This window comes from Plantactinospora endophytica (genome assembly GCF_016862915.1).
Lineage (GTDB): Bacteria > Actinomycetota > Actinomycetes > Mycobacteriales > Micromonosporaceae > Plantactinospora > Plantactinospora endophytica.
The window spans coordinates 352,546-374,937 of record NZ_BONW01000005.1 but is presented as its reverse complement, the minus strand read 5'-3'; the positions used below and the strand labels follow the sequence as shown (position 1 = coordinate 374,937).

14 protein-coding genes and 2 pseudogenes are annotated in these 22,392 nt (G+C 72.9%); 5 read left to right on the top strand and 11 right to left on the bottom strand.

Translation table 11 applies throughout. The features are described 5' to 3' along the window. Window positions 1–128: 128 nt before the first annotated feature. The 8 genes from Pen02_RS09070 to Pen02_RS09040 all read right to left on the bottom strand — a co-directional run bounded on the left by Pen02_RS09070 (window position 129) and on the right by Pen02_RS09040 (window position 10,069). Window positions 129–2,852 carry a helix-turn-helix domain-containing protein gene (locus Pen02_RS09070; protein WP_203865453.1) on the bottom strand — a complete coding sequence of 908 codons (2,724 nt, stop codon included), beginning with the start codon at window positions 2,850–2,852 and terminating at the stop codon, window positions 129–131. Between the two features lie 144 nt (window positions 2,853–2,996). After that, the gene (locus tag Pen02_RS09065; protein ID WP_203865452.1) at window positions 2,997–4,445 is read right to left on the bottom strand and encodes a WD40 repeat domain-containing protein; all 1,449 of its coding nucleotides are present in this window, start codon (window positions 4,443–4,445) and stop codon (window positions 2,997–2,999) included. Beyond that, window positions 4,442–5,200: a SigE family RNA polymerase sigma factor gene (locus tag Pen02_RS42790; protein WP_307837703.1), complete on the bottom strand. Its 759-nt coding sequence runs from the start codon at window positions 5,198–5,200 to the stop codon at window positions 4,442–4,444. Before Pen02_RS42790 ends, Pen02_RS09065 begins: the two co-directional genes overlap by 4 nt. A 55-nt stretch (window positions 5,201–5,255) precedes the next feature. Next, window positions 5,256–5,648 carry an integrase gene (locus tag Pen02_RS09055; protein WP_203865451.1) on the bottom strand — a complete coding sequence of 131 codons (393 nt, stop codon included), beginning with the start codon at window positions 5,646–5,648 and terminating at the stop codon, window positions 5,256–5,258. A 410-nt stretch (window positions 5,649–6,058) separates the two neighbouring features. Further along, window positions 6,059–8,515: a M14 family zinc carboxypeptidase gene (locus Pen02_RS09050; RefSeq protein WP_203865450.1), complete on the bottom strand. Its 2,457-nt coding sequence runs from the start codon at window positions 8,513–8,515 to the stop codon at window positions 6,059–6,061. 121 nt (window positions 8,516–8,636) lie between these two features. After that, window positions 8,637–8,717 carry a putative leader peptide gene (locus tag Pen02_RS42955; protein ID WP_369938690.1) on the bottom strand — a complete coding sequence of 27 codons (81 nt, stop codon included), beginning with the start codon at window positions 8,715–8,717 and terminating at the stop codon, window positions 8,637–8,639. 280 nt (window positions 8,718–8,997) lie between these two features. Further along, window positions 8,998–9,423, bottom strand: coding sequence for a ribosomal maturation YjgA family protein (locus Pen02_RS09045; RefSeq protein ID WP_203865449.1), 426 nt, complete (start codon window positions 9,421–9,423; stop codon window positions 8,998–9,000). Window positions 9,424–9,457: 34 nt separating this feature from the next. Beyond that, window positions 9,458–10,069 (bottom strand): hypothetical protein, encoded by a 612-nt coding sequence (locus Pen02_RS09040; protein ID WP_203865448.1) that lies wholly within the window; start codon window positions 10,067–10,069, stop codon window positions 9,458–9,460. A 525-nt stretch (window positions 10,070–10,594) separates the two neighbouring features. Between Pen02_RS09040 and Pen02_RS09035 the strand changes: the two are divergent. The 4 genes and pseudogenes from Pen02_RS09035 to Pen02_RS09020 all read left to right on the top strand — a co-directional run. Then, window positions 10,595–12,451 (top strand): annotated as a pseudogene (locus Pen02_RS09035) (glycoside hydrolase family 3 protein); the annotation flags it as partial. 145 nt (window positions 12,452–12,596) lie between these two features. Beyond that, window positions 12,597–13,310 (top strand): tetratricopeptide repeat protein, encoded by a 714-nt coding sequence (locus tag Pen02_RS09030; protein WP_203865446.1) that lies wholly within the window; start codon window positions 12,597–12,599, stop codon window positions 13,308–13,310. Between the two features lie 22 nt (window positions 13,311–13,332). Further along, window positions 13,333–13,638: a hypothetical protein gene (locus tag Pen02_RS09025; RefSeq protein WP_203865445.1), complete on the top strand. Its 306-nt coding sequence runs from the start codon at window positions 13,333–13,335 to the stop codon at window positions 13,636–13,638. A 58-nt stretch (window positions 13,639–13,696) separates the two neighbouring features. Further along, window positions 13,697–14,374, top strand: a complete 678-nt coding sequence (locus Pen02_RS09020; protein ID WP_239140304.1) for an SMI1/KNR4 family protein — start codon at window positions 13,697–13,699, stop codon at window positions 14,372–14,374. A gap of 164 nt (window positions 14,375–14,538) precedes the next feature. Here the strand turns inward: Pen02_RS09020 and Pen02_RS09015 are convergent, their stop codons facing one another. Then, complete coding sequence (locus Pen02_RS09015) at window positions 14,539–17,385, bottom strand: glycoside hydrolase family 9 protein (RefSeq protein ID WP_203865521.1); 2,847 nt, start codon at window positions 17,383–17,385, stop codon at window positions 14,539–14,541. A gap of 771 nt (window positions 17,386–18,156) precedes the next feature. Here Pen02_RS09015 and Pen02_RS09010 point away from each other — a divergent pair. Then, a complete protein-coding gene (locus tag Pen02_RS09010) occupies window positions 18,157–19,734 on the top strand; it encodes an aldehyde dehydrogenase family protein (RefSeq protein WP_203865443.1) in 1,578 nt (525 codons plus the stop codon). A 260-nt stretch (window positions 19,735–19,994) separates the two neighbouring features. Here Pen02_RS09010 and Pen02_RS09005 read toward each other — a convergent pair whose 3' ends face one another. Further along, window positions 19,995–21,107 (bottom strand): GNAT family N-acetyltransferase, encoded by a 1,113-nt coding sequence (locus Pen02_RS09005; RefSeq protein ID WP_203865442.1) that lies wholly within the window; start codon window positions 21,105–21,107, stop codon window positions 19,995–19,997. Window positions 21,108–21,399: 292 nt separating this feature from the next. Next, window positions 21,400–22,110: pseudogene (locus Pen02_RS09000) on the bottom strand (ACT domain-containing protein); the annotation flags it as partial. Between the last annotated feature and the right edge of the window lie 282 nt (window positions 22,111–22,392).

Here is a 22,392-nt window from a genome sequence, read left to right as displayed (position 1 = left end):
CGCAGGCGGTGCTCTGGCACTGTCGATGAGCCGCCGGCCGTGCCCTGGCACTGCCGATGATCGCCGGCAGTGCCCTGACGCTGTCGATGAGCCGCCGCGACGCGGGCCGGTGCGGCGCCGGCCCGGGTCTACTCGGCGAGTTCGCGTAGCAGGGTGGCGCGCAGGCTGCGGGCCTCCGGGGCATCCAGCTCACCGCAGCGGTCGAGCGCACGTCGGCGCAGCAGCCGGGCGTCCGCCGTACCGGCCGGGTCCCTGCCGGCCAGCGCCGCGAGGGCGTGCAGGGTACGCGCCTCCCCCCACGGGCTGGGCACGTCGGCGAACAGCGCCAGCGCCTGCCGCAACTGTTCGGAGGCCGCCCCGGTGTCGCCGAGTTCACGCAGCGCCATGCCGTGCTGGTAGGCCGCACCGGCCTCGCCGAACGTCCCCGCGCAACGCTGCCACAGTGCCCGCGCCCGGGCGTACTCGACGCAGGCCGCCGACCAGTTCCCCGCACCGGCCAGATCCGCACCCAGCGCCATCGTCGTGGCGGCCTCGGCGATCAGCGCACCCGTGCTGCTCAGCCCGCTCTCCCGCCGGTAGAACCCGAGACCTTCGCGGTGCAGTTCGGCGGCCTCGGCGTACCGGCCGAGCGCGGCCAGGGCCGATCCCTGCACGTTGGCGGCACAGGCTTCGCCGAGTCCGAAGCCGATCTGCCGGAACAGTGCGACCGCCTGGCGGGCGGAGTCGACGGCGTACCCGGCGTTGCCCGACCGGATGAGGATCGAGGCCGAGTACGTCAACGCCCACGCCTCCTCACGACGGTCACCGATGCGCCGGGCCAGCGCCAGCGCCTGCTCCAGCGCTTCCAGCCCGTCGGAGTTCCGCTCCCGGCAGTAGTACCGCGCCCAGCCGAGGAAGTTGAGCAGCACCGCCTCGTCCCGAGGGCTGTCCAGCGCTCGGGCGGCGGTCACGCCGAGCGAGAAGACCTCGTCCCAGGAGTGCCGGTGGCTGGCCGCGTCGGAATACCAGTGCATCGCGCGGGCGACCCGTACGACGTCCGCGTGCCAGCCCTGCCGGGCCGCGTCCCGCAGCGCCGCCGGCCAGTTTCCGGATTCCCGGTCCAGCCAGGCGCCCGCCTCCCGGTGGTCGTCGAACGGGTTCCCGGCCCGGCGGGCACCCGGGGAGAACATCTCGCCGGCCTGCTCGGTCCGGTGCAGCAGCCAGCCGACCATCCGGTCGTGCGCCCCGGCCCGCTGCTCCGGCGGCTCGTCCGCGACCAGGCGTTCGTACGCGTAAAGACGTACCAGATCATGGAACCGGTAGCGGTCACCGGGCGCGAGCAGCAGACCGGCGTCGACCAGGTCCTCGGCCGCCTGGGCGGCGCTCTCCTCGTCGCAGCCGGCGGCGGCCGCCACCAGGCAGGCGTCGAAGTCGGCGCCGGGAATCAGCGACGCCCGCCGGAACGCCGTCGCCGTCGCCGCGTCGAGCTGCCGGTACGAGACCTCGAACGCGGCCCGGACGCCGAGATCACCGGCGGTGAGTACGGTCAGCCGGCGCCGCTGGTCACGCAACTGGCCGACCAGCCGGGCGAGACTCCACTGTGGCCGGCTGGCCAGCCGGTTGCCGGCGATCCGCAGCGCCAGCGGCAGCCGCCCGCAGAGCCGGACGAGTTGCTCGGCGGCGGCCGGCTCGGCGGCCACCCGCTCGGCGCCGACGATCGAGGCCAGCAGTTCCCGCCCCGGCTCCGGGTCCAGCAGCCCGACCGGCAGCCGCACGGCGCCGGCCAGCCCGGCCAGCGGTCGCCGGCTGGTGACCAGGACCAGGCAGTGCCGCCCGGCCGGCAGCAGGGCACGTACCTGTGCCTCGTCGGCGGCGTTGTCCAGCACCAGCAGCAGGCGGCGGTCCCGGGTGAGGGTGCGGAACAGGCCAGCCCGCTCGGCCGCCGACACCGGTACCCGGGCATCCGGCAGGCCGAGTGAGCGCAGCAGTCCGGCGAGCGCCTCGGCCGGCTCCACCCGCCCGGACGCCGGTACCCCACCGGAAACCGCCACCGGCGCGGCCCGCGTGTCGAGCGGTGCCGGCTCGGAGCCGACCACTGCCCGGTCGGGGTCCCCAGCGGCCGGACCAGCACCGACCGCCAGCCGGTCGGATTCGTCCGGGGTCGGACCGGGCTCGACCGCAGCCCGGTTGCAGTCGTCCGGGATCGGACCGGGGTCGGCCGGCACCCGGTCGGAGTCACCTGCCGAGATCGGACCGGGATCGACCGGCACCCGGTTCCAGTCACCCGAGATCGGATCGGCGTTGGCCGGGGCACCGCTCAGGTCGACGAAGAGCTGGCCATCGGGGAAGCTGCCGCTGAGCCGGTGCCCGGCCAGCACGGTGAGGCTGGTCTTGCCGGTCCCTGGTGGCCCGTGCAGGACCACCAGCGCGGCGGTGTCGCCGTGACCTGCGGCGACCTCGTCGGCCAGCCGGCGTAGCCGCGCCAGTTCGCCGGACCGGCCGGCCAGGTCCCGCACCGCGCCGGGCAGCTCACCCGGTACCACCCCGCGCGGCGGCTGCGCATTGGCCGGCGGTGTCGCCTCGTCGGACGGCTCGGCTGCGGCGGGCCGGACCGGCGGGAGGCGTACGGTTCGCGCCGTGGCGAGGAACTCGGCGCGGTCCGCCCCGTCGAGGCCGAGCGCGTCGGCGAGCAGTGCGGCGGTCCTGCGCTGCGGCGACCGGACCCGGCCCCGCTCCAGCTCCCGGATGCTCCGGACACTGGAGCCGGAGCGCTCCGCCAACTCCTCCTGGGTCAGGCTGCCACGCCGACGAAGTGTCCGAAGCAGAACTCCGAACTGGTCACGCCGTTCCTCGTCCAAGGAGACGCCCCCCACTGCCCGGTCCCCGGCCGTGGTCGCCCCCCTGCGGCCACGTGAACTCCCGTCGATGCTCGCACGCGACGGCAAGCCCGCGAAGCGGTTCGACGGCAACTGTGATCCGCGCCATGCACGGCCCCGGAACGAATCGGTCGTCGCCGATCACATGTGCCGAAGGTCGTCGATCCGGTGCCGCCGTCGACGTACGACCGCGACGGCCACCGGGACGCCGACGGCGATCAGCAGCAGGCCGAGCGGGACCACCGCGACGAGGACGAGCGGCCGGGCCGGGAACGGTGCCGGTGGCCGGGCCGGGCCACCGAACCGACCGGATTCGAGCAGGTCACGCGGTACGTCCATGGCCAGCACCTCGCCCGGCGAGTCGACCAGCACCTCCGCCCCGCCGCCGGGACGCAGGGCGACCAGGGTGGCGTCGCCGACCTCCCACCATCCGGTGTCGTCGAAGCTCTGCTCCGGGCTCTTCCGAACGCCGTCCTCCGGCCGGTAGGTCAACGCGACCGGGTCGGTGCCGAGCCGCCAGCCGAGCACCCGGACCGCCATCGCGGTGACCGGCCCGAATCCCGGTCCGGTGCCGTCCGTGCCGGTGGCGGCGTCGAGATAGCCGAACTGCCAGCTCCGGGCGGCCAGGGCGGCGGTGTCGCACTCGTCCCGGCAGCCGTGCAGGGTCAGCGTGGCGATCTGCCGGCCGTCCGGAGTGAACGCACCCGGCCCGGCCAGATGGCGTCCGGGGCCCAGGTCCCGGGTCCAGGCCACCCCGCCGGTCCGGCCGAGCAGACTCACCCGGCTGCCCTGGCTGACCGCGATCCAGCGGCCGTCCGGCGAGAAGGCGGCCAGTGACGCGGTACGCAACTTCTCGTGGTCGCCCAGTTCGTCGACGAGTACCCGACTCTGCCCGGTGGTCAGGTCGTGCAGCACCAACCGGGTGGGCAGGATTCCCATCCCGGTCATCGGGTCGAAGCCGACCGGCATCTCCGGCATGTCCATCGCGAGCACCGCCGCGCCGTCGGGCGCCCAGGCCACCGGTACGCCGCAGCAGGCCCGGCCGTCCGGACCGGCGAGCGTACGGCTGCGCCCGTCGACCAGGTCGGTGAGGACCAGCCAGCCCTGCTCGGCCCCGGCGAGATGGCCCTGCACTACGTACCGGCCGTCCGGGGAGACCTGCACCTCCTCCCCCGCGACGGTCTCCGCCCCGCCGTAGAGCAGCATCCGGTACGACCCGTCCCGCCCGACCACCGCCACCTTGCCCTCGTGGTCGACGAGGTCGGTGCCGCGCAGGCCGAGCCCGTCGCCACTGAACAGCAGCGCCGCCGGACCGGTCGGATCCTGTGCCACCGTGCCCTGCCACATCCACGGGGTCCACACCCGCCCCGGCACCGCCGCCGCACCGCCGGCCGGCTCGGCCAGCGGCCGGTAGTGCAGCACCGGGGGTACCAGGCAGGCCAGCACCACCAGCGCCACGGCCAGCCGGGTGACCAGCCGGAGCCGGTCGCGCCGACGCATCCGCCGCCCGGCCTGCCACACGTTCCCGGGGGATGCCGGCGGCATCTGGTCGGCGAGTTCGGTCAGTACCGTCCGCAGTCCACCGCTCATCCTCTCGCCTCCCCGTCCTGGGACGACCCGTCCGCCGCCGCCACGTCCACGATCGACAACTCCACGGTCGACAACTCCACGGTCGACAACTCCACGCCCGACGTGTCCACAGCCGACCGGTTCGGGGCCGCCATGTCCGCGGCTGCCCTGTCCACGGCCGACAGGTTCACGGCCGGCGTCGGGCGGGTTCCGGCAGCGGTGTCCCGGGCACCGGACACCCGGGCGGCCGGCCCCGGCCCGTCGTCGCCGCCGGAGCCGATCAGGTCGGCCAGTTCGGGAGCCAACGTCCGCAGCCGGGCCAGCGCGTCCCGGGTCTGGCTCTTGACCGTCGATATCGAGCAGCCGAGCGCGTCGGCGGCCTCCGCCTCGGTCAGGTCCTCGAAGTACCGCAGCACCAGCACGGCACGCTGCCTCGGCGCGAGGCGGCGCAGCGCGGCCCGCACCACCAGTGCCCTGGCCAGCCCGTCGGTACTGTCCGGAGCTGACACCTCGGGCGGTTCGGCGTACAACTCGATCCCCCGCCACCGGCGCCGCCACATCGAGACGTGCTGGGTGTAGAGGGTCCGCCGGACGTACGCGTCCGGGTCGCCCCGGGAGACCAGCCGCTCCCACCGCCGGGCAACCCGGATCAGGGTGACCTGCACCAGATCCTCGGCCAGGTGCCGGTCGCCGGTCAGCAGGTACGCGGCGCGGGACAGCACCGCGACTCGACCCGAGACGTACTCCCGGAACGACTCCTCTGGATCCACACGCACCTCCTGACCATCACCACGCTCGGTACGGCCCGTTCGGGTGGGTGTGCCGGGTCGGTTATCCGCCGGAGGTGTCCCGCTCGGCGAGCAGCAGCAGGTCGGTGACGACGAACCCGAGCAGCGGCAGCGCCTCGGCGTGTCCGGCGCCGGTCAGCAGGAAGGTGCCGCCGACCTCGTCCGGCTGCCAGCCGTGCGCGAGGGCGTGGTCGAGCACCGCCCGGACGTGCTTCGGCTCGGGGTATGCGCCGTCGGTCACCGCAGGGTCGCCCCAGGCCGAGCGGAGCGCCGTGGAGAGCAGGTCCACCTGGAGGGCGCGGCTGTTCTTGCCGGCACCCCAGACGCGTACCCGGATGCATCGACGCAGGCCCTGCCCGGTCCGTACCTGAGTGATCTTCGCCGTCCAGGTGAACTGCCGGTCGTGGGCGTACAGCCGACGCAGTCTCGACCTCACGCCCCGGCCGTCCTTTCCCGATTTCGTGCCACGGCGGCGCGGCTTCCGTCCCGGCGGCGCCCCGGTCCGCTTCACTTGCCGGAGGAGTCCACCGCCCTTGCCGAGGCTACGACCGCCCTTGCCGAGGGTACGACGTCGGACGGCGAGACGTCGGACGGCGGGACGTCGGGACGTCGGACGGCGGGACGGCGTTGCCGGCTCCGGCCGGGGCCGGCGGGTCTGCGAAGCTGCGGGGCAGACCCGCCGGTGCCGACCGGGTCCGGCGCGTTCCGCCCCGAGGACGCGGACGGGGCCCGGGTGCGGTCACGCACCCGAGCCCCACCGTCACCCCGTCGAGCCGGCCCGGTCAGTCCCTCCGTCGGCCTACCCCGGCGCGGTCGATCTGTTCGTCGATCCGAGCACGGCTCGGGTCAGCGTCGCGCCGCCCAGAGCAGTGCCCGACCCAACTGCGGGTGCAGGCCCTTCGGGTGCAGCCGGAACGTCGGGTCGGTGCCGAACAGCACCACACCGTTGCCGGCCGGGCTGACCGCCCGGACGACGCTGGCCTGGCCGGCTGCCGCCGCCTGGCCGGTGGTGCCGGCCGCGTTCGCCGCCCACCAACCGGAGAGCAGCGGATCGGCGGCGTACGACTGCTCCACCGTGATCCCGGCGCCGAGGTTGGTGAACCAGACCGGCTCGTTGATGAACGCGTACGGGGTGGCGCCGGCGGTCACCGGGCCGCCCCGGTTGACGATGTTGGCGACCCCGCTGGCCAGGCTCGCCCCGGCGGTCGCGGTGACAGTCAACAGTCCGGTGGCGTTGCCGAAGCCCGCCCCGGCGGTGCCGAGCCCGACCACTCCGCCGCCCCGGGCGAGGAACGCGTCCAGCGCGGCACGGTTCTCCGCAGTCAGGGTCGTCAGGTTGACGTTGCTCGCCACCAGCACCACGTCGACGTCGGCGGTCAGCGTGCTGGCCAGGGTCGTCGCGGTGAGCGTACGGGCCTCGAAGCCGATCTCCCGCAGGGTGTCCCGCTCCTCGACGGTACCGAGGTAGCCGACGACCACTTCGTCGAGCAGGGTGCCCTGCCAGCGGGCCGGAGCGCGGGTGAAGGTGACCGCGTGTTCCCGCGCCTCGTCCCGGGCCAGCCGGCGGTTGCCCGGAGTGCCGGGCAGCACGACCGAACCGTCGGTCAGCCGGTAGACCTTGACGCCCTTGTCCAGCAGCGAGTTGACCGCGAGCAGGTCGGCACCGTCCTGGATGTCCAGTCGCAGGTCGCCGTTGCCGGCCGGCAGGTCGCCCTCGGCCCGGCCGTCGTAGGTCCGCTCCAGGCGTACGTCGGGGAGCCGGTCCCACAGCGTGTCGACGGTGGCGCCCCAGGTCAGCCCCTGGCTCCAGGCGGCCGGGCCGGCGTAGAGGTCGTCCACCCGCCCGGTGAGGTCGATGCCGGGTTCGAGCAGCGAGTTGACCAGGCCACGCTTGGGCTGGTGCAGGTCGACCACGTACGAGCCGGCCCGGTAGGACCTGCCGTTCGCCCGGAAGTCCTTCTTCGCCTGCCAGACCCGACCGCCGCTGCCGATCAGCAGGTCGACCAGGCGGGCGGCGGCGGGCTCGGAGTGCTGGCCGGGGCCGGTCGGGATGACGTACGCCCGGGGGAAGGTGGTGCGGTAGTCGTCCTCCGGACCCCAGCCCGGCACGTACCCGTCCGGGAGCTGGCGCAGCGGCTCACCGGCCCAGCCCCGGCGGTAGACCTCGGCCTGGTCGTGGATCACCTGGTCACGGTGTTCCTGGATGTACGTCAGCGAGGTCTTGATCGCCACCTCGTGCACGTCGGTGTTGATGCCGGAGCGGCGGACCTTCTCCTCGGGGGTGAGGTTGCCGCGCGGGTTCAGCGGCGCCTCGATGGTGTACGGGATGCTGCTCTGCAACATCGCGAACGACGGTACGTAGATCGGCGGGAAGTCGTCCCAGACGCCCGGCTCGTCGTCCCGGAACGGGATCCGGGCGCGTTGGGTCTCCGGGTAGCCGAGGGCGCGCAGCCCCTCCTCGATCGCCAGCGCGTTCGGCAGACCGTGCTTGATGTAGAGGTCGTACTCGTTGTTGACGTTGTGCGGTGGGGTGCTGGGGTGCAGCAGCGTCGGGTTGACGTACCCGTGCAGGTCGAGCGTGATGATCGGCTTGCTGTCCACGATCAGTTCGCGGATCAGGTTGGTCTCCGGCTGCGACACGATCGTCAGGTCGCGGTTGAGGTCGTAGCCGTTGGCGTTCTGCCGGGTGCCGGCGATCCGGCCATCGGGGTTCGAGGTGATGTTGAAGACCAGCCGGTTGCGCTTCAGCAGGGTGGCGATCGCCGGGTCGGTGCTGGTGGCGTACTCCTCGATGACCCGCAGCGCGGCGTCGGTGCCCTCCCACTCGTTGCCGTGGATGTTGGCGTTCACGAAGAGCGGGGTCTTGTAGTCGCGGAGCAGGCGGCGGTCGGTGCGGGCCTTGACCGGCTCCTCCTCGATCAGGCGCTTCCACTCCTCCTGCTGCCGCGCCTCGGCGCGGCTCTCCGGTGCGGTGACCGTCACCGCGTAGAGGTCGTGACCGCCGGAGGACTTCCCGGCCACCCGGGCGGAGACCCGGTCGCTGGCCTTCTGCAACGCGTTCAGCTTCGGCGCGATCTCGTCGTACGGCGTGACGCCGATCGGGATCGAGGCGTCGTTCGGGTTGTCCGGCCAGACCGGCAGCACGTTCTGCCGGGGGTAGCCCGAGATGTCGTGCAGGTCGACGGCGCGCGGCGGTACGGCCGGCAGCGCGGACGCCACCGCCGGTCCGGTCCAGACCGCCGTGCCGAGCAGCGCGGCGGCGACCGCCACGGCGGCGAGCCGGGGATAGGGACGTCTGAGCATGAAGAAGGGTACTCCTGTCGGGAGAGGAGGAATTGCCGCGCGGGCGTACGCCACCGCAGGGCCGGAGACCCACGGGTCGGGAAACGTCGCCGGCAGGGCGGAACGGAACTGGAGCCCGGCGTCAGAGGGACGGTCGACAGGCGGCGCTGGCGACGCGCAGGAGGTCGATGTGACCCCGCTTGGTCAGAAAGGCGCTTCGCACAAAGTAGATCTTGATCGAGCATCGACGCGGTGTCAACCGCCGATCCACTAAGTGCGACGGAACACCGTCCCCTTAGTGCGACGCGATCGGCCGGCAGGGCGCTCGACCCAGGTCCGGCCGGGACAGCCGGCGAGGCGCCCGCCCCCGGGTCCGGGCAGGAAGGCCGGCGGGGTAGTCGACCCGGGTCCGGGCAGGAAAGCGGCGGGGTATTCGACCCGGGTCCGGCCGGGACAGCCGGCGAGGCGTTCGATTCCGGGTCCGGTGCCAGGACGGCCGGCGGTCAGGCCGGGTGCGGCGGGGCGCCGGTCGCCCGGCTGCGGGCCTGTGCCCGGGCGCAGAGCAGCCGGTGCAGGGCGACCAGCGGCACGATGCCGACCGGATACCAGGCGAGGTCCGTCGGGTCGAACTGCACGCCCAGGACCAGCCGGGCCAGCAGGCTACGGGCCGAGAGTTCGGCGGGTACGCCGGTCAGTTGTGCGATCTCGACCAGCCAGCAGAAGCCGACCGCGACGGCACCGGCCGTGACCGGCGCGGTCCGTGGCCACAGGAACAGCACTCCGGCGTGGACCATCGAGCCGTAGAGCAGCGTGCCCGAGTGCTGTTCCAGGGCACCGTCGGCCAGGGCCCGGAGGAGCAGGGCGGCGGCCAGGAAGACGACCGCCGCCCCGAAGGCCACAAGCCGGACGTACCGGGCCGGGAAGATCACCGGCCGATGGTAGCCGCCGCCGGCCAGAGCAGCGTCAGTTCCCGGCCGGCGGGACCGTGAGGTCCTGGTGCCGGACGGTGTAGTCGCCCCGGGTGACCGGAGCGAACGGGCCGGGGCCCATGCAGGTGCCCACGCCGGCCTCGCCCCACTCGCCACTCTCGTCCTGCTCGGCGTTCACCACCGACCAGGAGAAGCCCATCCGGTCGGTACCGTGCCGGCCCGCGTCGTACACGCTGAACCCGAGCCGCTTGCCGACCCATTCCTCCACCGGGGCGTCCGCCTCGGTGACCACCGCCGTCAGGGTCGCCACGCCGGGTCCGGTCGCCAGGCAGTCGACCGTCGCGGCGAACCGCACCGTGACGCCTTCCCCGGCCACCTGGTGCGCGATCCGTACGGTGCCGGTCGCGTCGGTGGGCAGCCCGTCCGGCGCTCCCGGCATCGGCCGGCTGTACGGTCGGCTGACCGCGTCGAAGGTGAACGTCCGCACGTCACGGTCGGGCCAGTACGTCAACCGCACGTCCGCCGAGCCCGTCACCCGGGCCGCCGGTCCGGCGCGGTCGACGGGCGCGGCCGAGGCCGCCGATCCGCTCACCAGGATGGCGACCGCTGCCGCCGCCGCGCCGACCCGATGCACCGATGTCTTCATACCGTCCTCCTCGATGGCCGCCCGTCCGGGCGTCCCGGAGGTTCACGATCCCCGGCCCGCCGACCCGGCACCTCCCTCCCACGAGCCAGCCCCACCCCCCGGCCGGGGTAGGGCCGAGCCGCCAGCCCGCCGACGAGGGCCGGACGATCGTCCCGACGAGCAGTGCCGGGCGAGTTCCGACATCTTCGGAACGTCCATTCCGGATCGGATCGAGCAAGGCGGCAAGCCACCTCTCAAGTGCACACAAACTCGGGCGTAAAGCACCGGAAAGAGCGCTCTCACGAAGGAACCTTTACCGTCCAATATTGACGTCGTCTTATGGTCACCGGAAGGATCGGGCGTGGCGCGCACCCCGACTCGTTCTGGAGGCACGACATGCGTCCGCACTCGCGATCCCGAACACCACTGATAACGCTGCTCACCGGGCTACTGGTCGTCTCGCTGCTGCCCGCCGGCAGCGCGGCGGCGGCCCCGGACACCACCGCCGCCGACTCCGGCACCGCCCGGCACGGCGGCAACGCCGACTACCGCAACGCCAGGCTGCCGATCGACCGACGGGTCGCCGACCTGCTCGGCCGGATGACCCTGGAAGAGAAGGTCGGCCAGATGGCCCAGGCCGAGCGGCTGGCGGTGGACGCCGACCCGACGCTGGTCGCCCAGTGGGGCCTCGGCTCGCTGCTCTCCGGCGGCGGCTCGATCCCGACCCCGAACACCCCGGAAGCCTGGGTGTCGATGATCAACAACTTCCAGCGGCAGGCGTTGAGCACCCGGCTGGGCATCCCGATCATCTACGGCGTCGACGCCGTGCACGGGCACTCCAACGTCTACGGTGCCACGGTCTTTCCGCACAACATCGGCCTCGGCGCCACCCGCAACCCGGAACTCGTCCGGCAGATCGGCAAGGCCACCGGCGAGGAGGTGAAGGCCACCGGCATACCGTGGAACTTCGCCCCCTGCCTCTGCGTCTCCCGCGACGAGCGCTGGGGTCGGGCCTACGAGGCGTTCAGCGAGGAGCCGGCGCTGGTCAGCGAGATGACCAGCTACGTCGACGGACTGCGCGACGCCGGGGTGCTCGCCACCGTCAAGCACTACGCCGGTGACGGCGACACCGAGTACGACCAGGCCGCCGCCGACGCCAACGAGAGCCTGCCGCCCGGCTCCCAGCGGTACGTCATCGACCAGGGCGTCACGGTGACCAGCCGGGCGGACTTCGCCCGGACCAACCTCGCACCGTTCTGGACCGCGCTGCGCCGGCACGACGTCGACAGCGTGATGCCGTCGTTCTCCAGCGTGGACTGGATCGAGGACGGCGTCGGCAACCCGCTCAAGATGCACGCGCACAAGGAACTGCTCACCGACGTACTCAAGGGCGCGCAGCGGTTCAAGGGCTTCGTCGTCTCCGACTGGGAGGGCATCCACCAGATCCCCGACCCGAACGAGCCGACCGTGGCCGGGCTGACCGCGTACAAGGTACGGACCTCGGTGAACGCCGGCATCGACATGTTCATGGTGCCGAACAACGCCAAGCAGTTCATCGACCTGCTGCTCGCCGAGGTGCGGGCCGGCCGGGTCAGCCAGGCCCGGATCGACGACGCGGTACGCCGGATCCTCCGGGCCAAGTTCGAGATCGGCCTCTTCGAGCGCCCGTACGCCTCCGCCGACGACGTCGACGAGGTCGGCAGCCCCGAGCACCGGGCACTGGCCCGGCGTGCGGTCGCCGAGTCGCAGGTACTGCTGAAGAACAGCGACCGGGCACTGCCGCTGCGCAAGGATGCCAAGATCTACGTCGCCGGCCGTAACGCCGACGACATCGGCAACCAGGCCGGCGGCTGGACCATCACCTGGCAGGGCGCCTCCGGCGACATCATCCCCGGCACCACCATCCTGGAAGGCATCCGCGAGGTGGCGCCGCGCGCGCAGGTCACCTTCAGCGCGGACGGGTCCGCCCCGACCGCCGGCTCGGACGTCGCCGTTGTGGTGGTCGGCGAGACGCCGTACACCGAGGGGTTCGGTGACGTCGGCGGGCCGGAGTGCGGCTGGTGCACCACGCCGCAGCAGGAGGAGAAGTCGCTCTCCCTCCAGCCCGGCGACAAGGCCGTCGTCGACAAGGTCTGCGGCGCGATCGACACCTGCGTCGTACTCGTCGTCTCCGGCCGGCCGCAGGTGCTCACCGACCAGCTCGGTCAGATGGACGCGCTGGTCGCCTCCTGGCTGCCCGGCAGCGAGGGAGCCGGCGTCGCCGACGTGCTGTTCGGCAAGCGCCCGTTCACCGGCAAGCTCTCGGTGAGCTGGCCGGCCAGCGAGGCGCAGGTGCCGATCAACGTCGGTGACCGGAACTACCGCCCGCTCTTCCCGTACGGGTACGGGCTGCGTACCCGCTGAGACGCTGACCGACGCGTCGCCGCCGGTGCCCGGAACCCGGGTACCGGCGGCGACGCCGTCCACATCGGACCTGAGTCCGCCCCATCGGGGCGGAGGATACGCGTAGAGTTATCCGCGTCGATTGCCCGGAGGCCGGAGGTGGGCCGTGGCGGGGTTACAGGACTGGACCACCATGATCCGGGTGCACCGGCGCGGCCGGCGGGCCGGTGCGCTCGTGGCCCGGGGCCAGCTCACCGCCGCCGCCGAGGCGCTGGACGACGCGGTCGCGCTCGCCCGCCGGCAGTGGGGCGACGAGAACCCGCAGTCGATCGCGCTGCTCAGCAACCTGGTCGACCTACGCCGGGCGCTCGGCGAGCTGGCCGCAGCCCGCGAGCTGGGCGAACGGGTGGTCGAACTCTCCGGCCGGGTGCTCGGCGACGACCACCCGATGACCTGGTACGCGGTCAACAACCTCGCCCTGGTGCTCCAGGCCACCGGCGAGCTGGCCCGGGCCCGCGAGCTGCACGAACGGGAACTGGCCGCCGCCCGGCGACTGCGCGGCACGACTCATCCGGAGACGCTCACCTCGATGGACAACCTGGCGCAGTGCCTGTTCCGGCTCGGCGAGGTCGACGCCGCGTACGCGCTGGCCGACGAGGCGGTCCGGCTGTCAAGGGAGGTACGCGGTGCGGGTGATCCCGACACGCTTGTCGCGGTGGACAACCTCGGCGTGATCGCCGACGCCCGAGGTGACCGCGCGCTGGCCCGGCGGCTGCACGAGGAGGCGGTCGACGGGCTGCGGCACGCCCTGGGCGACGAGCATCCGCACACCGTCGCCGCGCTCGCCAACCTCGCGGCGAGCCGCCGGGACCCGGCCTGACCTCCTGGTTGAATGTCCCGTTATGGACATTTGGGTCGCCCCTGTCGTCGTTCTCCTGCTGCTCGTGCTGCTGACGGTCGAGTCGGCCTCGGCCACCCAACGCCACCGGGAGTCCACCGCCCGGATCCGGCGGGTCGAACGCAAGCTCGATCTCGTGCTGGATCATCTCGGCCTGACGGATTCCGAGCCGGCGTTGCCGCAGATACTGGCGCACCTGGAGCAGGGTCGGAAGGTCGCGGCCGTCAAGGCGTACCGGCAGGCGACCGGCGATGGCCTGCTGGCGGCGAAGCAGGCGGTCGACCGGCTCGCGGAGCAGCGCGGGCTCTGACCCGCTCGGCCCGGTCACCGCGCACGGACCGTCGGACCGGCCCGATAGGGTCCGGCCCGTGACGAACATCGACTGGTCCGGGGTACGCGACCGGGTGGCCGCACTCTCCCGCACCCCCGACGGCAAGGTCTTCGGCGCCAACGCCCACGCGTGGCAACTCGAACCACCACTGACTCCGGCCGAGCTGACCGAGGTGGAGGAGCAGCTCGGCGTACGGCTGCCGGAGGACTACCGCGGCTTCCTGCTGGAGGTGGGCCGGGGCGGGGCGGGGCCGTTCTACGGACTCTTTCCGCTGCGCGTGGTGGACGGCCGCTGGCGGTGGGAGGGTGACGGCGCCGACCTGACCGGGCTGGACACCCTCGCCGAGCCGTTCCCGCACACCGGCCCGTTCAACCCGGCCGCCGAGCTGCCGGAGCCGCCGGACGAGGAGGAGTTCGCCACGGTCGAGGAGTTCAACGCGGCCGAGGATGCCTACTGGGAGCTGCACGACAAGGTGGCGTACGACCCGAAGCACAGCGTCGGCACCGTCTACCTGAGCCACCTCGGCTGTGCGTACCGGCACCTGCTGGTGGTCAGCGGCCCGGAGCGCGGCACCATGTGGGCCGACGACACCGTCGACGACGACGGCTTCAGCCCGCTGGCCGGTGGGCATGGCGAGCGGATCGGCTTCGCCCGCTGGTATCTGGACTGGCTCGACGAGGCGACCACCAAGGCCCGGGAGCCACTGCACGGGTGACGGCCGGACACCGGTGACCGCCGGGCGCGGGTGACAGCCCGACACTGGTGACGGCCGGACAGTGGTAGCGGCCGGGCACGGATGACGGCCGGGCGCGGACCGGGGCCGTCGGGCAGCCTGCTGGAACTGCCCGACGGCCCCGGCGGGACCGGCCGAGGGACGGATCAGCCGATCGCGCAGGCCGCGCCGTTGAGCGTGAACGACGTTGGCCGGGGATTGCTGCCGGTGTGCGTCCCGTTGAATCCGAAGCTGGTCGAGGCGCCCGGGGCGAGGGTGCCGTTGTAGGAGAGGTTGGTGGCGGTCACCGCCGTACCGGACTGGCTCACCGTGGCCGACCATGCCTGGGTGATCCGCTGTCCGGCGGTGAAGGCGAAGGCCAGCGTCCAGCCGTTCACCGTGCTCGTTCCGGTGTTGGTGATCGTGACGGTGCCGCTGAACCCGGTGCCCCAGTCGTTGCTGCTCCAGCCGATCCGGCAGCTGGCGGCCGGGGCGGCCGGGGTGGTCACCGAGACCGGCGTCGACGCCGCCGAGACGTTGCCGGCCGCGTCCACCGCGACCACGTAGAACTGGTACGCCGTGCCGGCCGTCAACCCGGTGACCGCGAAGGTGGGCGTGTTCGGCGAGCCGAGCAGCGCGTCCGTGGTACCGGCCTCCCGGTAGACCCGGTAACCGGTGACGCCGACGTTGTCGGTCGACGCGGTCCAGGTCAGCGTGGCCCCGGTCGCGGTCACCGCCGACGCGGTCAGTCCGGTGGGCGTACCCGGTGGGGTGGTGTCACCGCTGCCCGCCGGCCGGGTGGTCACCGAGACCGGGGCGGACGCCGCCGACCGGTTCCCTGCGGCGTCCCGGGCCACCACGTAGAACTGGTACGCGGTCTCGGCGGTCAGCCCGGTCACCGCGAACGTCGGCGTGGCCGCCGAGCCGAGCAGTACGTCGGTGGTGCCGTCCTCCCGGTACACGTCGTAGCCGGTGACCCCGACGTTGTCGGTGGCGGCGGTCCAACTCAGGGTGGCCCCGGTCGCGGTCACCGCGCTGGCGGTCGGAGTGCCCGGCGCACCCGGCGCGGTGGTGTCCGGTGCCGACGGTGCCGGTTCGGCGCCCCAGAGCAGGGTGCTTCCCTCGTAGAGGGTCACCTTCGGGTTCGGCCCGGCGGCGGCCTGGTACGACGGGTCGTTGGTCGGGTCCCAGGTGCCACCCTCCGGTACGCCGATCTTGAACTGCACCTCCATCCGGTGCGCCGACTGCCCGGCCGGGGCGATGGTGTGGCCACCGCAGTCGACCTCGACGAACCAGATGTCCCCGGAGAGCTGCCGGGCGGTGGTCGGCGCCGGGCAGCCCTGGGTGTAGCCGCTGGTCACCTGGATCGCACTGGTCCCCTCCGGCCGGAAGTAGTAGCGGAACGAGGAGTCGGTCAGCGCCCGTGCCGGGTACGCCGACTTGTTGTAGACGATCGCCTTGATGCCGGTGGCCCGGGGCTCGGCCTGCATCACCGTGGTCTCCACGGTCACCTCGTCGATGTCCGGCGCCTCGGTCGGCGGGAAGTTCGCCAGCGGCGTACCGCCGTACTCGGTGTGCAGCCGGGCCAGCGCGGAGGTCAGCCCGGCGTTGTAGTCGGTGGCGACCTCGTTCATCACGTAGTCGCTGCGGTTGTCGGTGTACGCGTCGTTCGGCGCGGACGGGCCGCCGACCAGGGCGCCGTAGAGGGTGTGCCGCGTCGCCTCCGGCACCTGCATGCTGTCCCACCAGGAGCCGTGCGCCGTGCGGTGGTGCGGGTTCTTCGGCGAATTGGCACCGAACCCGATCAGGTAACTGGAGTTGCGCGGATTGTCGCCGAGGGCGTAGTTGATCTGCCGGACGGCGAAGTCGTGGTAGCGGGTCTTCCGGGTCGCGTCGGTGGTCCTGTCGCTGTAGACCAGCGCCGCGAACGCGGTGTTGGCGGCGTACCGCAGCGCGCCCCAGGTGTCCAGCACGGCCATCCCGCCCGGGGAGGTACGCACCTTCTCGCCGTTGACTCCGACGGTCCAGTAGTCGAGCCACCGGTTGGCGTCGTCGACGTACTTCTGCCTGCCGGTCAGGTTGGCCAGCAGCACGTACGCGCCGAACTGCTTGTTGTCCCAGGCGACCGTCCACTTGTAGAGCCGGTTGGCCTGCTGCGGCTCGGTGCCGAGCCGGTCGTACTCGCTCTCCGCCTTGGCCAGGTAGCTGGCCTCGCCGGTGGCCCGGTGCAGCCAGATCGCGCCCCAGACGAGTTCGTCCTGGTAGCCGCTCCAGGAGCGGTAGAAGTTCGTCACGTCGGTGATGCACTCGTGGTATGCCCGACGCACCGTGTCGGCGAAGGTGTAGAGCTGCCGGGCGTGCGTGAGCAGCCGGTCGGCGTAGGTCGGGTCGGTGGGGCGGAACACCATCGAGGAGGCCGCCATCGCCGCCGCCGTCTCGCCGGCCAGGTCCGAGCCGCCACAGCTCGCATCGATCTTGTACGCCGGTCGCGCCATCGGCAGCACCTCGGCCGGACCCCACCACTTGTGGTCGTCGTCGCCCTTGCCGACCTGCCCGTAGAGCACGTTGGCCGACGGGTGCGCCCTGATGAAGTAGTCGTTGACGAAGCGCAGGTTGTTCAGCAGGTGCGGGAGCTGCCCGGACGCCTGGTAGCCGCTGCGGTACTCGACGGCGCCCCAGGCCAGCATGGTGGTGCTGAACGCCATCGGGAAGCCGAACTTGACGTGGTCACCGGCGTCGTACCAGCCGCCGGTGAGGTCGAGCCGGACGTCGGAGCCGTCGGTCAGCGCCGAGTCGCCGCGCCAGGAGACCCGGTTCCAGTCGGGCAGCGCGCCGGACTGCTGCGCCTCGTAGAAGTACAGCGACTTCTGCAACGCCTCGGCGTAGTTGAAGGCCGGTGCGGCGGCCGGGGCCGATTCGGCGCCGGCCGTTGCGCGCGGCCCGGCGGTGGCCGGTGTGACGCCGGTCAGCACCAGCGCGGCGGCGGTGGCGAGTGCGCTCGCGCCGGCCGCCACCGCCCGGAGGTACCAGCGGCCCGGCCGCTGGCCGCGGTCGGGCCGCTGCCGGCCGTCGGGTCGCTGCCGGCCGTCGAGGCGTTGCCGGGCGCCTGGCTTGGGCCGGGGACCGGGCCGGGGACGTTGCCCGTTCGGCCGGGCCGGGGCGATGCGGTCGCGCACTAGAATTGCTCCTGTCCGTGGAGCCGCGCGCGGCGACGCGTAGCGGAGGACACGAGGGGCGGATGTGGGCGCATCCGCCCCTCTCCCTGCGCGGTGCACGACGCGGGTGCTGGGGCTGGGAAACCTGTGCTGCGGTGGCGCTGGTGCGAGGGTGTGGATCTCGTTCTGTCGGGACCGGGAGCGCTCCCATGGATAGCCAACAATGTAACCGCGCCATTGCCGGTTTGTGAAGGACCCAAACCGGCGGCAACGGCCGCCGTCGGGGCGACCCGGGGCGGACGGGAGGTCCTTGGGAAAGCCCTTTCCGCTTGGTTGACGAGCCTCACATCATCCAGTCACGTCAATCAGGTGTTGGCGTTTCCCCAGCTCACAGAGCTGAGCCGCGAGTCAGCAGCCGACAAACCGGGGCCACCAGGCGGAACACACGTCCTGGGATACGAGCATACGGTTGCCGCCGCCACGCGGCCCGGGAGACAGTACGCCCAGATCGGGAAGACATAAGCCCTGATCAGCGGTGCCATCGACGCCGCCGCACGCTGTTCGTTCCGACCGGGAAAGAGCCGTCGACGCCGACGCCTCACCCCGGCAGCAGACCACGAGGAGACAGCGATGGCACTGCGCCTTGCCGACGGCACCGCCTGGCGGGAGATCCTGACCCGCGCGGTGGACGCCGTTCCCGAAGCCTTCGACCTCGACGCCAGCCGCCCCGACAGCACCGTCACACTGCGCAACCTGGTGCAGGGTGCCTGGCAGTCGGCCGGTACGCCCACTCCGGTGCGTACCCCGGTCGACAACACCGTACTGGTCAACCTGCCCCGGCTGGACGCGGACGCGGCCCGCGCCGCGGTCGCCAGCGCCCTCGCCGAGCACCGGGACTGGGCCGACACCCCGCTGGCCGACCGCAAGGCCCGGGTCGTCGACGCCCTCGACGAACTGACCGTGCACCGCGACCTGCTGGCCCTACTGCTGGTCTGGGAGATCGGCAAGCCGTGGCGACTGGCCTGCGCGGACGTCGACCGGGCCCTGGACGGCGTCCGGTGGTACGTCGAGGAGATCGACCGGATGTTGGCCGACGGCCGGGGACCACTCCCCGGCCCGGTCAGCAACATCGCGAGCTGGAACTACCCGATGAGCGTGCTGGTGCACGCCGAACTGGTGCAGTTGCTCGCCGGCAACGCGGTGATCGCCAAGACCCCGTCCCAGGGCGGAGCCGTCTGCCTCACCGTCGCGCACGCGCTGATGCGCCGGGCCGGACTGCCGGCCACCCTGCTCAGCGGCAGCGGCGAGGAACTCTCCGAGGTGCTGGTCCGGGCGCCCGAGATCGGCGCGGTGGCCTTCGTCGGCGGGCGCTCCAACGGCGGCAAGGTGGCCGCCGCACTGCTCGACACCGACAAGCGGCACATGATCGAGCAGGAGGGGCTGAACGCCTGGGGCATCTGGAACTTCTCCGGCTGGGACAACCTCGCCAAGCACCTCAGGAAGGGCTTCGAGTACGGCAAGCAGCGCTGTACCGCGTACCCGCGCTTCGTGGTGCAGCGGGATCTGGTCGACCAGTTCCTCGACATGTACCTGCCGGTGGTCCGCTCGATCCGGTTCGGGCACCCGCTGGCCGTGGACGAGAGCTGGACCTCGGGCGACCCGCTGCCCGAACTCGACTTCGGCCCGCTGATCAGCGGCGTCAAGGCCGACGAACTGCGCCGCAAGGTGGACGAGGCGGTCCGGGGCGGCGCGGTGCCGCTCTACCGGGGTCGGCTGGACGGCGCACCGTTCCTCGACGGGCAGGACACCTCGGCGTACGTGGCCCCGTCGGTGCTGCTCGCCCCGCCCGGCCGGTCCCGGCTGATGCACACCGAGCCGTTCGGGCCGGTCGACACCATCGTGGTGGTGGACACCGAAGACGAACTGCTGGCCGCGATGAACGCCAGCAACGGCGCCCTGGTGGCCAGCCTCGCCTGCGACGACGAGGACGAGGCGGCCAAGCTCGCGGTCGACCTCCAGGCGTTCAAGGTGGGCATCAACAAGCCCCGCTCCCGGGGCGACCGGGACGAGCCGTTCGGTGGCCGGGGCGCCTCCTGGAAGGGTGCCTTCGTCGGCGGCGACCTGCTGGTGCAGGCGGTCACCGTCAACTCCGCCGCCCCCCGGCTGTACGGCAACTTCCCGGACTACAACAGCTACCCGACCACCTGACCGCCGATCGGCCGGCCGCCGGTTCGCTGACCGCCGGCCGGCCACCGGTTCGCTGAGCGGGCGCCGGACTGCTGGTCGATGGCCGGGCCGGTGACCGACCACCAGATGGCTGGCCGGATCGGCGACCGGGCGGCACCGGCACGGGAAAGGGGCCCCTCCGGCCGTCCTACCGGAGGGACCCCTCCCATCTCGCCCCAGTCAGGCGGGTTCCGGGGCCCGGTCCCGAACCAGGACCGGACCGCCGGGTCTGTGCCGCGCCGCTACGCCTCGAAGACGGCGGCGGGAGTCTCGTGGCCGGACGCCTGGGCGGCCTGCCGATCGGCCAGCGGAACCGGGGCAGCCAGCCGATCGGCCAGTGGCACCGTCACGGTCAGCAGGCTGCCGTCCCGGTCGACCGCACCCGGCCGGTACAGCCGGTCCAGGATGCGCAGCATCCCCACGTTGTCGGCTCCGGTGTGCGCGAGCAGCGCGGCGTGGCCGGCCCGGGTGGCGTACCCCACCAGGCGGCGCACCAGCGCGCTGCCCAGGCCACGGCGCTGCCAGCCGTCCTCGACCAGCAGGGCGAACTCGGCCAGCACTCCCTCGGCGGCCAGGTTCGCCATCGCCACCACCCGCTCGGGCTCACCGTCCGGGCCGGCGGCCAGCGCCAGCAGGGTGACCCCGTGGGCCGGGGCGAGCAGCCGGCCGAGCCGCTCCGGCGTGGCGCCGCCGCGTGCCGGATAGCGCCGGTGCAGGCTCCGCGCCGAACAGCGCCCGTGCATCGCCACCACCAGCGGCAGGTCGTGCGGCACCGCCGGCCGTACGGTCAGCTCGGCGCCGTCCGGCAGCACCAGGGTCACCCGGTCGGCGGCCTGCCGGGCCACCGCGCCGGCCAGGTCGACCAGCGCCTGGGCGCGGGCGTACTCGGCCGGGGTGAAGGTCGGGGCCGTCCGGAACACCTCGAAGCACCCGCCGGACGGGTCGGGCAGCCGCATCGTCTTTTCGGCGTGCCCGGCACCGTCCGGAGCGCCGACCGGCCGCCAGGTGACCGCGTCCGCGTTGAGCAGGCTGCGCAGCGACTCGCCGAGGGCGTCCGGGTCGCGCACCAGCCGACTGGCCAGGCCGAGCGCCCGGGTCGGCTGGTCGGCCAGCCCCTGCGCCTCGCTACGGGCCACCCAGCAGTTCCGGCCACGCCCGCGCTCCACCGCCTCGACCAGGTCCGTTGCGGTCAACTCGGCCGGCGCGTCGACCAGGAAGTCGTCGACCGCCCCCGCCTCGGTGGTGTGCACCTGGACGGTGAGGATGTTCACCCCGCGCAGCGCCAGGCTCGCGGTGAGCACGGAGAGGAATCCCGGCCGGTCGGCCACCGTCGCCCTGATCCGCCACAGTGTCATCTGAACTCCTTCCCTGGTCCAGCCTGCCCGTCCGCTGTTACCCGCCGGTTGCTCAGCCGTGACGGGTCATGATCGCCGGCAGCCGCCCGGCCGTCGGGCCGAGCGCCGACGGACGTACCGGAGCCACGGCGGCTCCGGAGGTCATCGCCACGGTCATCCCCGGCGCGCCGGCCGGGCCGGTTGCCGGGGCCGCCGCCGTCGGACCGGACGTCGACGCCGTGGCGGCGGTGGTGGCCGGTACCGCCACCGGTGAGGTCACCGGGGCCGGTTCGTCCGCCGCCGGATCGAGCGGCACCGGAGGCGCACTGACCAGGTCGAGCCGGTCGCCGAGAATGGTCGCGGCGGCCCGGACCAGTTGGGCGATCCGGTCCACCTCGGTGACGTGGAACCCGGCCGCACTCAGCCCGTCGCCGTCCACCCGGGCCAGCATCAGCACCAGTCCGGCCCGGCCGAACGGGGCGACCGCGTAGTGGGTGCCCGCCGGCCCGTTCAGCGACCGGGCCCGCAACGGGGTCACCTCGGGAAGCTGGAGCGGGCTCGGTGCCCGCCAGCTCGCGTACGCCACCGCCGGTGCGCCGCTGCCCCGGACCGTTCCCGCGCCCATCCCGGTACGGGCCGCCCAGTCCGCCGGTACGACCGCAGCGGCGGCCCAGTCGGCGGCCAGCAGCCCGGGTACCGCGTCGACAAGCGTGGCCAGCCCGTCGGCCGGGTTCGCGGCGATCTGGGCGAGCAGTTCGGCGTCCTGTCCCCCACCGTTCGGCGCGCCGATCGCCCGCCACATGCCGTTCACCCGTACCCCGGGGATGGCGCCGAGCCCGGCACAGAGCCGGTCGACCCGGGACGCGCCGGGCCAGACCACCGTGAAGTCGTCCACGGCCCGGCCGCCGAGCCGCTCCAACACCACCACCTGAACGATGTCGGCACCTGCGACGCCCAGTGTGCGGGCGACCTGACCGAGCGTTCCGGGTCGATCCGGCAGGGTCACCCGAACCCTCAGCAACATGTCCGTCCCCTCCGTCGGCGGACCGGCGCGCGTTCCGCCGGCGAGCTGTCAACCAGGCTGCCGCATGACCATTTCGCCCCTGTTGCCGCAGCATGTCCCGACAGCAACAACCCGTGTTCACCCGGAAGACGTACCGTGCTGTCCCGGTTGCCGTCCGCAGGACAGCCGCTCGACCGTTACCTCGACCTGCCCGGATCGGTCAGTCCCGATCCGCTCCTGCCCGGCGACGTGGGCACCGGCCAGGACCACGAACGCCAGCCGATCCGACCTGTGCCCGGGTGC